Source organism: Acinetobacter sp. G18 (genome assembly GCF_052660225.1).
In genome coordinates this window covers 3,188,929-3,202,472 of sequence record NZ_CP109658.1, presented here as the reverse complement: position 1 = coordinate 3,202,472, position 13,544 = coordinate 3,188,929, and the positions used below count along the sequence as shown (strand labels likewise).

General features: G+C 36.6%; 12 protein-coding genes. 10 read left to right on the top strand and 2 right to left on the bottom strand.

Features of this window, described 5'->3' with window-relative positions:
- Positions 1-50: 50 nt before the first annotated feature.
- Positions 51-1,136, top strand: coding sequence for a histidinol-phosphate transaminase (hisC, locus tag NE363_RS15130; protein WP_445535383.1), 1,086 nt, complete (start codon positions 51-53; stop codon positions 1,134-1,136).
- Between the two features lie 3 nt (positions 1,137-1,139).
- Here hisC and NE363_RS15125 read toward each other — a convergent pair whose 3' ends face one another.
- On the bottom strand, positions 1,140-2,486 hold the full coding sequence (locus NE363_RS15125; RefSeq protein ID WP_346791398.1) for an anthranilate synthase component I family protein: 1,347 nt from the start codon (positions 2,484-2,486) through the stop codon (positions 1,140-1,142).
- Between the two features lie 353 nt (positions 2,487-2,839).
- Between NE363_RS15125 and filA the strand changes: the two genes are divergently transcribed.
- The 6 genes from filA (at position 2,840) to filF (ending at position 10,843) form a co-directional block, all read left to right on the top strand.
- A complete protein-coding gene (gene filA, locus NE363_RS15120) occupies positions 2,840-3,688 on the top strand; it encodes a putative pilus system protein FilA (protein WP_213074356.1) in 849 nt (282 codons plus the stop codon).
- Positions 3,689-3,982: 294 nt separating this feature from the next.
- Positions 3,983-4,816: a putative pilus system C39 family peptidase FilB gene (gene filB / locus NE363_RS15115; protein ID WP_445535382.1), complete on the top strand. Its 834-nt coding sequence runs from the start codon at positions 3,983-3,985 to the stop codon at positions 4,814-4,816.
- 44 nt (positions 4,817-4,860) lie between these two features.
- Positions 4,861-6,021 carry a putative pilus system protein FilC gene (filC, locus tag NE363_RS15110; RefSeq protein WP_445535381.1) on the top strand — a complete coding sequence of 387 codons (1,161 nt, stop codon included), beginning with the start codon at positions 4,861-4,863 and terminating at the stop codon, positions 6,019-6,021.
- A gap of 12 nt (positions 6,022-6,033) precedes the next feature.
- Positions 6,034-7,698 (top strand): putative pilus system OmpP1/FadL family transporter FilD, encoded by a 1,665-nt coding sequence (filD, locus tag NE363_RS15105; protein WP_445535380.1) that lies wholly within the window; start codon positions 6,034-6,036, stop codon positions 7,696-7,698.
- Positions 7,692-8,849 carry a putative pilus assembly protein FilE gene (gene filE, locus NE363_RS15100; RefSeq protein WP_445535379.1) on the top strand — a complete coding sequence of 386 codons (1,158 nt, stop codon included), beginning with the start codon at positions 7,692-7,694 and terminating at the stop codon, positions 8,847-8,849. Before filD ends, filE begins: the two co-directional genes overlap by 7 nt.
- A 29-nt stretch (positions 8,850-8,878) precedes the next feature.
- Complete coding sequence (gene filF / locus NE363_RS15095; RefSeq protein ID WP_445535378.1) at positions 8,879-10,843, top strand: putative pilus system protein FilF; 1,965 nt, start codon at positions 8,879-8,881, stop codon at positions 10,841-10,843.
- A 56-nt stretch (positions 10,844-10,899) separates the two neighbouring features.
- On the opposite strand, the gene NE363_RS15090 is transcribed toward filF, so the two are convergent.
- Positions 10,900-11,448, bottom strand: a complete 549-nt coding sequence (locus NE363_RS15090; RefSeq protein ID WP_019456691.1) for an NUDIX hydrolase — start codon at positions 11,446-11,448, stop codon at positions 10,900-10,902.
- Positions 11,449-11,562: 114 nt separating this feature from the next.
- On the opposite strand from NE363_RS15090, the gene NE363_RS15085 reads away from it, so the two are divergent.
- The 3 genes from NE363_RS15085 to tsaB all read left to right on the top strand — a co-directional run bounded on the left by NE363_RS15085 (position 11,563) and on the right by tsaB (position 13,537).
- Positions 11,563-12,189: a CoA pyrophosphatase gene (locus NE363_RS15085; RefSeq protein ID WP_191103008.1), complete on the top strand. Its 627-nt coding sequence runs from the start codon at positions 11,563-11,565 to the stop codon at positions 12,187-12,189.
- 22 nt (positions 12,190-12,211) lie between these two features.
- A complete protein-coding gene (locus NE363_RS15080) occupies positions 12,212-12,739 on the top strand; it encodes a gamma carbonic anhydrase family protein (protein ID WP_086249623.1) in 528 nt (175 codons plus the stop codon).
- A gap of 132 nt (positions 12,740-12,871) precedes the next feature.
- Entirely contained in the window at positions 12,872-13,537 is a 666-nt protein-coding gene (gene tsaB / locus NE363_RS15075; protein WP_445535377.1) for a tRNA (adenosine(37)-N6)-threonylcarbamoyltransferase complex dimerization subunit type 1 TsaB, read from the top strand.
- Positions 13,538-13,544 lie beyond the last annotated feature (7 nt).

The following is a 13,544-nucleotide window of genomic DNA, read 5'->3' as shown; positions in this document are numbered from 1 at the left end:
TTTAAATGATTATTCAGGGCTGATTTTCAGCCCTTTTTTGAGATAAGACTATGACTGTATCTACAGCACAAATGCGTTTTTGGAGTCCTGAGGTTCGTGAATTAGAGCCTTATGTGCCAGGTGAGCAACCGAAAATCCAAAATTTATTAAAGTTAAATACTAATGAAAATCCGTATCCGCCATCACCAAAAGTAGTAGAAGCGGTTCAAGCTGTACTACATGATCAAGCTGATGCACTACGCTTATATCCAGATCCAGATGCAACTGCCTTAAAACAAGCTATTGCTACGCAACAGAATATGGATGTATCTCAAGTTTTTGTAGGTAATGGTTCCGATGAAGTGCTTGCTCATATTTTTAAAGCATTTTTCCTTCAAGATGAACCTATTTTATATCCGGATATTACTTATAGCTTTTATCCAGTTTATAGCCAGTTTTTTGGAACAAAAACAAAAGAAATTCCACTCAATGATAACTTTGAGATTGATGTCAAAGATTATGCACAACCTAATGGTGGTGTGATTATTACCAATCCTAATGCACCGACTAGTATTGCACTTAGCTTGGTAGAGATTGAACAAGTGCTACAATTTAATCCAGACCGTGTGGTTGTGATTGACGAAGCTTATGTCGATTTCGGTGCTGAGTCAGCTGTAAGTTTGGTAAACCGTTATGAAAATCTTGTGGTGTGCCAAACAACTTCAAAGTCTCGTTCTTTGGCTGGTTTACGTGTCGGATTTGCGATTGCTCAGTCACACTTGATTACAGCACTTGAGGCGGTAAAAAATAGTTTTAATTCATATCCAATTGATCGCTTTGCTATTGCTGCGGCTGTGGCTTCTTTTGAAGATCAGGCTTACTTTGAAGAACAGTGTCAAAAAGTTATTACGAGTCGAGAAAAGCTGGTTAGTGATTTAACTGAACTTGGCTTTAATGTTTTACCATCAAAAGCGAATTTTATTTTTGCTTCACACCCACAACATGAGGCTGGGCAACTAGCGCAAAAATTACGTGCGCAGGGTATTATTGTTCGCCACTTTAATAAGCCTCGCATTAATCAGTTTTTACGTATCACAGTTGGAACTGATGAGCAAAATGCACGTTTAGTTCAAACTTTGAAGCAAGATATTCTTTAAAAATTATTCTGCTGTGCTGTTCATTAAGTTCAGCATAGCAGAGATTTTATCTAAGCTTTCTTGATATTCGGCCTCGGCTTTTGAGGCAATCGTAATACCACCACCTGCCCAAATAGAAAGCTGGTTTTGATATTGTTGAAAACTACGAATCAGAATATTCCAACGACCAGTACCATCAAAATTAAAATATCCCAAAGTACCGCAATATGCCCCTCGTGGTGAACCTTCTAGTTCTTCAATGATTTGCATTGCTCGAATTTTAGGAGCGCCAGTAATTGAGCCGCCTGGTAAAGCACTAAGCAACATTTGCATAGGATTAATATCATTTTTAAGTATAGCTGTGACTTCACTTATCATATGATGAACTTGATTAAAGCTTTCAATTTCGAATAACTTTGTTGTTTTTACCGAACCTGTATTGGCATAAAGACTCAAATCATTACGTAATAAATCAACAATCATGACATTTTCTGCCTGATCCTTTTGCGAGTTTTTTAATGTTTGCTTTGAAATTAAATCTTGTTCTTTATTTTCATATCGAGGCATCGTGCCTTTGATTGGTCTGGTTTTAATTTGTTTGTCTGTACTAAATTCAATAAATAATTCAGGAGAGCAGCTTAGTAACTCAAAGTTATTTAATTTTAAATAACCTGAATAAGGTGCATTGGTTAAATTCCATAATTCTTCTGCTTTATTTAATAAAGCTCCTGTGAAAGTTGTATTAAACTCTTGCGTAAGGTTGATTTGATAGCAGTCTCCTGCTTTAATATAATCTTGTATTTTATGAAAAGCGGTCAAATATTCATTTTTAGACCAACGGGGATAAATATTTTTATCTAATTTAAAAATATTTTTTCTTAAATGATTAGAAGAGCTATATAGTAATTCTGTAATGTAATTAAAAATTTCTGAACTGTTTTTTTCATCACTAAAAAAATACCATTCATTATTTATTTTTTTTAGAAAAGAGTGGTAAGAACCTATAAATAAAGAGGGTTGTTGGTGTGATTGATTTTTAATAAATTGATGTGCAGAAAAATCATAACTAATGAATCCAATATATCCACCATTAAAACTGATATTTTTATTTTTTGATTCTTCTGTATGGAATTGAGTGAAGTCTAAAATACTTTCTGCATTAGGTGAGTTTATATACTTATTAAGGGTATCTTGCTCGAATATAAAATTTTGATGACCTTGAGTAATTAGATATTTTTTTGGCAGAAAGCCAATAATAGGATTGTTATCATCATAAAGATATACGAGCCCAGTTAAATCTTCTAATTTTTTTAAAATATCGGCAGCTGATAGAGTACTTTCTAAAGAGATTTTTTTCTTTAACTGAGACATTTTAAACATGACAAGTTTGGAAGAGGTCGCCTAGTTTACTACAACTTATAGTTCATCAGTCATCTAGGTGGTAAGAGTTTAACTTTTCGTCGATAAAATCATCTATTTTTTCGTTACAACTTAAGCATAATTGGTCTGCATATTTAAGAAAGTGTGACCCTTGTACCGTTTATCGGGTAATTGGCAAAAAATGCATTACAGTAGTTGAACAAAAATTAACGTAGCTGTAATTTAGTAATTGCTAAGCAAAACTACTCAAGGATTGGAAGTTTCGGTTGCTATAAAAGAAAAATGCAACTTGAGACAGTAAGAGTGGTTAAGTCAAAAAATAAATGCTCTTGGGAGAGTGCTCAATGAAAATGTTCACTAAACTTGCTTTAGTTTCTTCTTTAGCTATCAGTGCAAATGCAATGGCAATGCAGTCAATGGACGATGCAGCGCTGAGTGCAGCTACAGGTCAAGATGGTATTAATATCGGTATTGCTTTAGGTTCTGGTGGTATTTCTATTGATAAACTGTATTTACATGATAATGATGGTCTAGCATCATCAACTGGTATCACTGGTGCTTCTGGTACAGCGGGTGCAATCGCAATTAGTGGTGTAACGGTAACTCAAAAAGGTACAGGTAATCTTTTAGATTTAAAAATTGATACAAATGGTGCTTCAGGTTCAAATGGTGCTTTCTTAAATGTTGCAGCAACAGTAGGTGCTGTTGATGTACATGTAGGTTCAATTGGCGTGGGTACTTCTGGTACATTAAATACGACTACTGCTGTACGTGGTATTACTGAAACAGCTCCGACTGAGATTATTTCTGGCTTAGATTTATCTTTGGGTCAAATTTCTGCGAATGTTCAGTTAGGTTCAACTCCGCAAGGCGCGATGATCAAAGTGAACTCTAGCTTACAAGGTGGTTTAACACTATCTAACTTCGGTATTAATGATGCTGCTGGTGGTGGTAAAATTGTCCTAGACAAAGTAATGGTTCGTGGCTCAGGTAATACAACTGGTGACTTGGATGTGAATGCGAACATTTCTGTTGTGCCTACAGGTTTACGTATCCAAAATAATAGTACACAAGGTATGAACGTTTATGCACAAGGCGTACACTTGGGTGCAGCGGGTAATGCTTCAATTGGTGATTTAGAAATCCAAGGTTTAAATGTAGGAACGTCTACAATTACTATTTCTGGTCACTAATTTAAAGAGTGATAAAAAGCGCGTTTATACGCGCTTTTTTATTTGCCATAATAAAACTTAACTTCATTTTTTATATTTAAATCATATTAATTTATATAATAAAAAAGAATGTAAAAAACAAATGAGAATTAATTATCAGTTTATAAATGTAAAACTATGCATTCATCAAAAAGATTAAAAAAAAGCTGTTTTTTACAGAAAAAAAAGGTATCTTCAACACACAGGGATGTAGAGCTATTGCTCTAAGAATAAAATGAATAAGGCCGGTTAGGCCACCATTTAGACCAAGTGCTTATGTTAGAGATAGTTTTAGGCTCAGCATTGATGTATTACTTTGCGACAGAAGCCTTCGAAATAGAAAAAAAGCCGCCGGGAACTGTTTATTATACAGAGACTGCCGATTCACGTAATTTATCGTTTCATCGAAATCATATCGAACCAGTTCAGATTAAACCAGCTGTGGAAGATCAGTTTCGTGGCATTGTTCGGCAAGCCTATGATTATAGTTGTGGGTCTGCTGCACTTACAACTCTATTAAATGGTTATGTAGGGACAAGTTTAACTGAACAGCAAACAATGAGTGGTTTGCTACAGTATGGTGAATATCAACGTATTATTGAGCGCCGAAGTTTCTCATTACTTGATATGAAGCGCTTTGTCACAGCGATTGGTTTAGACAGTGGGGGGTATCGTGGTGAGTTTTCCGATTTAGTTAAACTTGCCCAACCCGCAATTGTGCCTATTTCATATGCCGGTTTTAAACATTTTGTCGTATATAAAGCTTATAAAGATGGACGAGTGTATGTAGCTGATCCTGCTTTAGGGAATATCAGCTTTGATGAAAACCGTTTTAAAGAAATTTGGGATAATAATACTTTATTTGTTATTTCTGTTCCTGAATCACAACGTAAAGACTTATTGGCATTAAAAGATGCGGATATGCGTCATGTCGAAGATTCAACGGTCAATAAATATGCTTTTGTTGATGTTCAATATCCAACATTTAACTTTGATCGTTTAGCTAATAAAGCTTCGACCATGAGGCGTGTATTGGATAATGATAACCATTCGCCAACATATGGACAGCCGATAGAAACCTATATGCGTCTTTATTACAAGCGTAAATAGTCAAATTTAAAGTTAGTAAAATAAATAAATTGGGTGGGAAAAACATGAATAATCGATGGATGAAGATGAGTGTGTTGGCCTTAAGTATAAGCGCCATTACAGGGACAATCTATGCCGAAGATCAAGTACAACAACCGCAAGTAGAGGGAGCACAAAGCTCTGGGGCTACTGATGCGGCAAGTTCTAGTTCTGCAACAACAGATGCTAGTGTACAAACGTCGAGTATAGCGGATGCTAATACTGTAGCTCCTGCAGCTAATACTGATGCACATCAAGCAGCAAGTGCTTTACAGAAAAAAGAAGGTGATGCTAGCCAAGAGACAAACTTACAAGAAGTATTTACTTCAAATGAACGTCAATATTCTTTAATTAAGAAAGGCGTAATTTCATCTTATTATGATCTCGATTACACTTACTACCGCGATACGCGTATTGACTTAGCTTTATCTGATAATTCTTCTCAACTTAACCGTTTACGTGTTGAAGAAGATGCTAACCATACATTGACGAACAGTTTTACTTTTCAATATGGGGTATTGGATAATTTAACTTTGTCAGCAACTCTCCCTTTTGTTGCAAAGTCTGAAATTATTAAAGATAAAACAACAGCTGGTTTAGGGGATATATCTCTTGGTGCACGTTGGGAACCTTTTCCGTTAAAGCAGGGGCGTTTACCACTTGTTCTTTTTGGTAGTGTATCTACCAAAACGGGTGATAGTCCTTATGAAATTGGTATAGATGAACTTTCAACAGGTAAAGGCTATTACTCAGTTGGTGTAGGTGCAAGTACCCGTAAATATATCGATCCAGTTGTTCTGTTTGCTTCAGCATCGGCTAACTATGGCTTTAAAGAAAGCGGTCTTAACCAAGCACGTGGTTCACGTAACTTAACTTCTTTTGATCCAGGCATTAGTGGTGGGTTCTCGTTTGGTTTTGCCTATTCATTTAACTATGACGTGTCTTTAACAATGTCATATCAGCAAAGTTTTAACATGAATGCTGAATTCCAGTTTGACAATGGAGACTCTTATAAATCACCAGATCAAAGTAGCGGAATGTTATCTTTTGCTCTAGGTGTTCGTGTTTCACCAGATACGATTGTTAACGGTACTGTTGGTATTGGTTTAACTGAAGATGCGCCAGATATTTCACTTGGTCTGTCTTTCCCGTTAGATATTTTAGGTTTTAATAAAAAACAAAAATAAGGAGATATGCAGGTGAAATATCCTAAATTATGTCCTCTAACGGCGGCAATTGTTATCTCCGGTGTTTCTAGCTTTGCCAACGCTCAATTAGGACAAAACTTAGCTGTTGATATTCGTTCACTGGCGATGGGGAATGCTGTAACTGCAGATCCTCCTGGTATTAGTGCGGTTCATTTTAACCCTGCAGCCTTAGCAAAAATTGATGGGCTACAAACCGATGTACAGGGGATTTTGGCTAACTTTGATATCCAGCGTGAATTTTCAGCTCCTCCTGGCTATAACATTTTCGGTTATTCAGATGACCCTCTTGTTTGTAATGATGGTCCGGAAGTTTCCGCTAATATTTGTACAGATTTCAAAGGGACCGTGCATGGTGATGTGGAATACGCAAGCCTATATGTGCCGATTCTTAAAAAAATGGTTGATCTCGGGCCAGGGTATCCTTTAGTTGCCCCTACAGCCGGAATTGCTTATAAACCACCTGGTTCAAAAGTTACTTATGCAACAGCCGTATATGCGCCATTGGTAGCTGGGTTTGGTGCAGAGAATGGTAATCCTGGTAACTATATGGGCAAGCAAGTTGCTGTAGAGCGAATCACTTATTTATCCCCATCGTTTGGTTATCAGGTAAATGATCATTTATCAATTGGTGCTTCTATAGGGATGTCCTACAACGCAATCGCTTTAAATACTGATCTACGTTTTCCAAATGAGATGATTGGTGTATTGCGTATGGTTGATGATGTGGTATGTGCACCCTTCAAAGACAATAACGATATGATCACCGATCTATTGTTATTGGGAATTTGTAATGCAAAAGAAGGCATGAATCCATTTGGTAAAATGGGTTCATTGCAAGTTTCATTAGAACAATCATTAAGCCCAAGTTATAACCTAGGTTTACTCTGGGAACCAACTGATGACTTTGGCTTTGGTATGGTCTATCAAAGTGCTGCCAAGATGCGTTTAAAGGGCAAATACATGATTGATAATGCCAAGGCACCTCAAGAGCTTATTAAAGGTCTTAACTCCTCTGCTACAGGACAAATTTTAGCTGCTATTCTGGGGTTACCTGGAAATGTACCTGATGTTGAATCTGGTTTAGTTGCTATGGATCTTGAATATCCAGCACATTTCCAAGCGGGTATTAAGTATAAAATATTACCCGATTTACAAGTTAACTTTGATGTAGGATGGACCGATTATTCTGCTTGGAATAAGTTTAAATTTGAATTTGATCGCCAAATTACTTTATTAAAAGTAGCTAAACTTTTGTCTAATGATGTTACTGATAACTCATTGTCATTACCATTGAAATTTACCTCACCGTGGAGCTGGGGAATTGGTCTTGAATATTCAGCAACTGATCGTTTGAAATTAAGAGCAGGTTATGAGCCTCGTGCCAGTTCGATACCTGATGATAAACGTAATACCATGGTTCCAATCAATAATGCACAATTATTTGGTCTTGGGGTAGGGTATCGTTTTGATGCAGATACTGACTTAGATCTTTCAGTAGGATTTTTACGTAGTCGTGACAATATTCCTGCCTGTTCGAGTACATTATCGAACAAGTGTGGTGTCGATAATATTTTATTAAATCCTTATTCAGGTTTAGATGTAAAAACAAATACTAAAGTTACAGTACTTGGTTTGAGCTATAGAACAAAATGGTAAAACAATATAAATCGATGTTTCGACCTAAATTTGCTATCTCGATTTTATGTATTGCGGTAGCCAGTATTTCTGTATCCTATGCAGACAGTTTCTATACAATCATTGGTCCTGATGGCCGTCCAATGATTGTACCCAGTAAAAAAGTCGGACAGAAGCAATCAAATATTAGAGTAGAAGTACCGAAACAAGTTGTACAGCCGCAAGTAGATGCTAAACCTGTTCAAGAAGTACCTAAAGAAAATATTCAAAATTCAAAAGTGCCTCAAAAGTTTGAACCACACGTTAGTAAAAAATTAAATACTGCACCGACTGCACCAGAGCGTCCTGTAACGGTTAGTAAAGCTCAGAAGAATGAAGTTAAAAAGCAAAGTAGTACTATTAAAGAACAAAGTACTCCAGTTAAAAGTCCCCCATCTGTAGCAAGTACTTCACAAGCTATTTCTACTCAAAACTCATCAAATGATCCATCTAAGTTTACGACTGTTGATGGCATAGAGTATGTAAATAATGAGTATTTAGAAGATCAAGAATTTAATCTTGAAGGAAAAAAACGCTTTTATGTGATGCCCGATGGTTTAGGTCGAACAGAATTTATTGAACGGAAAAAGGGTGTGAGTAAATCTACCTTAGAACAACTCTTCAATAAGCAATCTCAAGATGATCAAGCAGCAATTATTTTAGCGCCAACTTATATACGACTATCTCAAAAAGACCTAGAAACGACTTTTGAACAAGATAAGTGTTTTGTTCAAGACTACAAAAAGTCAATCAAAGTACTTGGTGATAAAAAAGACGTAAATTTATGGCCTCGAAAGCCATTAAAAGAAAAGTTTGAATATGAGTTGGTAAAATTAGATCCATCTGTACAACATTTACAGCTGATGTCTTTTGCAGCGAGTAATTCGACACCTCTCTATTATTGGCCTTTAGCTATATTTTTAGATGAAAAAGGTTGCATTTTAGAGGGGGCAAGTGGTTTTAAGAGTAAGTCTTATCCTTCTACAATATTACAACATGCATCAATTCAGGGTACTTTAAAAGTACCACCTCATGCACGTTATATGATGTTAACTCCTTTATCTTCATCTGTAGATGTAGAGGAACATGAGTTATCTAATCAGGGACAGATTCAAATTTCGGTATTACGCTAAAAATTAAGTAAGAATGGGTAGAGTATCTAATGAATAAAAAATTATTATGGCCTTTTGCATTAACCACATTAGCAATCATGCTAAATGGTTGTGGTGGTGGAAGCTCAACAATTAATGAAGATCCAACATCTGGTAGCAATAACGGAAACTTAACTTCGGGTAGTTGTACACCAACCGCAAGTAATAATGGAGCCGAAGATTCAACTTGTTTGCAGTTTGCTTTAGATTATCCAATAGCAGGTATTAATTTTGATTGTAGTTCGGCAACGAACTTTCACTATGCAACTAAAATTTCAGGAAATGCTGTAATTGGATCATGTAAAGTAGGTGATACAGCACGTTTTTATATTCAAAGTAAAGATAATAAAAAGGTCTTCTTAGGAAATGTTAATCTTGATACAGTTGGAAAGTTTACTTCTATTGATTCTAATACCAAGCAAAGCAATCCTATATATTTAAGAATACTAGATTTAGCAAGTGGAATTACAGGAAAAACACCAGCAAGCTTAGATAAAAATGATGAAACCATTAAAACAGCAATTGCTCTAGTAAAAATTTTTCAAAGCATTGGTGTGGAAAATGGTGATAATCTCATTGGTGATATACAGCCAACTCAACTTACAGATACAAAAAAAGATCAACTTACTAAGATTTCTCAGAGCATAACAGCTACAGAGTTTCAAAATGGAGCTTATGCAAGCATTTTGAAACCATGGTTAGATGTAGACCAGATTTCTGATGATGAAGCATATAGACTTTTACTTCAAACGATTAATCTAAGTAATGCTGGTGTTCTTCAATCATTCAATTTATTTATTAACTCAACAATCCTTCAGAATTATCAAGTATTTAATGGGTGTAATAGAAGTACGCAAGAAGAATGTTTTAACAATACACCTAACCTGCATCATTCAACAGATGATCTTTATTTATTATCGGATCGTCAAGGTTATACCCTAGGATACGGTTTGCAATGGAAGGGTAATGCGATTATTATTACTGGAACTGGGGGGAATCAAGTAGTACAAAATCCTTATTTATTAACTTCAAAAGTTAAGCCAGCTAAACTCAACGTAAATGCACAAAATAATTGGCTAAATCCTATTAGTCGAGAAATTCAGTCAACTACACCACTCCGTTTGAGCTTTTCTAATAATCCAAATGAAGATTTACAGATTTATCAAGGAAAATTCTTTAATGATTATGGAGTAGCGGGTACAGAAGCATTCTATAAGTATCTAACAAAGCTTAGTACAGGTAATCCGCAGCATTATGGCTTATGGCGCCAAAATGTTGATGGAGATAACTACAATGGTGTCTTGAGTATTATTAAAAGTAATCCTATTAGTTATCTAGAGAGAAATGTTTTTAAAACATCGGGTAATGTGAAAGCAGGACAAAATTATATTTTCCCTCTTTATGCTACTTTAACATTTAATTTTTCAAATACTACTATACAACCTGTAAATTTAGGTATTGTCATTGATGAGCATGGAGATATTCGTACTGATATCAAACCTAATTCAACGACGACAGATATGTCAGGTCAATGTGCTACAGTGACAAATGGAAGTTTAGTTGACAGTAATGGCATACAACAATATCGAATTGGTACTACGGCAGCAACATTTGATAATCCTCTTAATGCGGACAAGTCTGTTTATGTTCGTATGATTTTATCTAATGCTAAATTTGCTAATATTGATGGTGCTATGGTTGGGTTAACTTTTGTAGGAGTTTCTCCAGGTCCGGCAAAATTAAATCTATTTAACCTGTTAGCAAATAAAGTAGATAGTACTAGTATTGATTTTGATAATAATACCGCTTGGTATAATCAATATGCTGCTGCCCAAGCTACCTATAATAAGCTTGAAAATGTACCTCCACCAACTGCTGAGGACAAAGCCTTAGCACAACGTATTTCTGGTACAGTAACAATTAAACTTGCTGATCAGTCTATTCCAGCATGTAAAGCAATCAAAGTTAAATCTTAATTAAATAGAATAATAAAAAAGACCGCAAATGCGGTCTTTTTTTATTATCTAATTTATTAACCTGTATGGTCTAAACGAGTTCCTAACGTTTCTAAATGGGTTGGAAAAACTTGTTTTTTACGATCTTCAAAATAATGTTTGAGTGTGTGTTCGACACTCGGGAAAGCTAGCTCTCCCCATGGAATTTCATGCTCTTCAAACAGGCGACTTTCTATACTTTCTTCACCTGCACCAAAAACTCCATCTTTTAACTGCGCTTTAAAAAGTACATAAATTTGCCCAATACGAGGAATATTGTACATACAATAGAGTTGTTCTATTTCAATCTCAGCTTCTGCTTCTTCACGTGTTTCACGTGCCGCACCTTGTTCCATAGTTTCGAACAGTTCCATATAGCCAGCAGGCAATGTCCATAAACCATAACGAGGTTCGATAGCTCGACGACAGAGCAGTACTTTGTCTTCCCATAACGCTAAGGCACCGCAGATTACTTTGGGGTTTTCATAGTGAATATTGCCACAATGAGTACAAACACGGCGTACTTTATGATCACCTAAAGGAATTTTTTGTTCGGTTTTATGCCCACACGCTACACAGAAACTCATAATTATCATCGAGTATAGAGATGACTCAGCATAACTGAATTTTTAGACTTACGCATCAACTCTATTCCCTAAGTTTTATTTTCAGATATGATGAAAAGAGAGACAGAATAATAGGTGAAAGGTATGGAAGAGCACTTGCTAACACAAAAGTTACAGCAAAGATTGCGCTTTTCCACCCGCATACAAGAAGCACAAGCAGCAGTACTGATTGCGATTACAAATGAAAATGATCCCAAGGTACTACTCACACGCCGTTCAATACATATGAACAACCATGCAGGAGAGGTTTCTTTTCCAGGTGGAAAGCGTGACCCCAGTGATACCAGTAATATTGTTGTAGCGCTAAGAGAAGCTCAAGAAGAGACAGCTTTAAACCCTTTTGATGTACAGTTGTTAGGTGATTTGCCAATGCAGCGCGCAAGAAGTGGTTTGTCTGTAAAGCCAATTGTTGGGCTTATTCCACCAGAGGTTCACTTAATACCTCAGCCTACTGAAATTGATCGAATTTTCTTTGTGCCATTACAGCAACTTATAGAGACGCGTCCGACACCCTATGAAGTTCGATATGCCCATCAGTCTTTGTATTTTCCAAGCTTACAGATTGATAATGAAATTATCTGGGGTTTAACTGCGCGTATGTTAGTGGCTCTATTTAAATATGGTTTGGGTTATCAAAAGGACTGGCCATTTTTACTCAACTCGCCAACGTTTGGAATGCCAAAATTTTCTCATAAAAAATAAAGATCAGGATTGATAAATTATGATGTATAGCTATCAAGGACAGCATCCAAAAGCATTACATGAACCATGGGATGGCTGGATTGCTCCAACAGCAACGCTCATTGGACAAGTAGAATTAGGCCGTCAGGTCAGTATTTGGTTTGGTGCGGTAGTACGTGCTGATAACTGTGTTGTTCGGATTGGTAATTTTTCTAATATTCAAGAAAACTCGGTATTACATACCGATGCAGGCCTTGAACTAAATATTGGTGAATATGTCACGGTCGGACATAAAGTCATGCTGCATGGTTGTACGATTGGTGATAATAGCTTGATTGGTATGAACGCTGTCATTTTAAATCGAGCTGTAATTGGTAAGAATTGTATTATTGGTGCGAATGCCTTAATTCCTGAAGGGAAGGTGATTCCAGATAATTCAGTGGTGATGGGTTCGCCTGGTAAAATTGTCAAAACTCTAGATGAAGAAGGCGCTGCAAAAATACGCTTGAGTGCCCTACATTATGCTGAACACTTTAAAAGCTATACAGATTTAAAAGAATTTCACTTTTAAATTTTCAGTAAGATATTTTCAATGCCAAGCACTCGCTTGGCGTTTTTATTTAGACAGGAACAACTCGCCTATCAGGGCCGAGTGGGGTATCATTACTTCCGTTTTTAAACTAATTGAATACTAAGGTTGTGCATGAAACTGCTGGCGTTGGAAACTGCAAACGAGCAATGTTCCATTTCATTAATCGATGAAACCCAAGAACTCTTTTTCCAACTCGATACGCGAGCGAAAGCACAAACCCAGACCATTCTACCAATGATTGAGCAGGGCTTACAGCAAACTGGACTAGACGCTGCTGGTTTAGATGCGATTGCTTTTAGCCGTGGGCCGGGTTCTTTTAGTGGTGTTCGAATTAATGCTGCTGTTGCTCAGGCTTTAGCGTGGTCACAAGATTTACCTGTGGTTCCAGTTTCTACCTTGCAAGCTCTCGCGCAAGCGGCTTACCGACTTGAAGGCTTAGAGCAGGTAACTGCAGTACTCGATGCCCGTATGAATGAAGTTTACATTGCAAGTTTTGTTCTAAATGAACAAGGCATAATGGATTGCATTGATGAAGAGAAATTAATGAACTACGAGCAAGCCGCTGCTTATGCAAAGCATTGCTTAATCGGTTCAGGTGCTAAGCTTCTTCAAGCCGATGCAGAGCATCAAACTATCACTGCTACTGCACAAGACATTGCTTCGATTGCACGTGTTTATGCTGCTCAAAAACAGTGGGTTGATGCAGAACATGCTTTACCGGTTTACTTGCGTGATGATGCCTGGAAAAAAATAGCAGATCAGGGTAAAGCAAAGTAAAGGCACT

Bases quoted from the DNA above. Each gene is read 5' to 3' on its own strand.
- filB (WP_445535382.1), top strand. From the start codon at position 3,983: ATGTTAGAGATAGTTTTAGGCTCAGCATTGATGTATTACTTTGCGACA.
- hisC (WP_445535383.1), top strand. From the start codon at position 51: ATGACTGTATCTACAGCACAAATGCGTTTTTGGAGTCCTGAGGTTCGT.
- filE (WP_445535379.1), top strand. From the start codon at position 7,692: ATGGTAAAACAATATAAATCGATGTTTCGACCTAAATTTGCTATCTCG.
- NE363_RS15125 (WP_346791398.1), bottom strand. From the start codon at position 2,486: ATGTCTCAGTTAAAGAAAAAAATCTCTTTAGAAAGTACTCTATCAGCT.
- NE363_RS15080 (WP_086249623.1), top strand. From the start codon at position 12,212: ATGTATAGCTATCAAGGACAGCATCCAAAAGCATTACATGAACCATGG.
- filA (WP_213074356.1), top strand. From the start codon at position 2,840: ATGAAAATGTTCACTAAACTTGCTTTAGTTTCTTCTTTAGCTATCAGT.
- tsaB (WP_445535377.1), top strand. From the start codon at position 12,872: ATGAAACTGCTGGCGTTGGAAACTGCAAACGAGCAATGTTCCATTTCA.
- filF (WP_445535378.1), top strand. From the start codon at position 8,879: ATGAATAAAAAATTATTATGGCCTTTTGCATTAACCACATTAGCAATC.
- filC (WP_445535381.1), top strand. From the start codon at position 4,861: ATGAATAATCGATGGATGAAGATGAGTGTGTTGGCCTTAAGTATAAGC.
- NE363_RS15090 (WP_019456691.1), bottom strand. From the start codon at position 11,448: ATGAGTTTCTGTGTAGCGTGTGGGCATAAAACCGAACAAAAAATTCCT.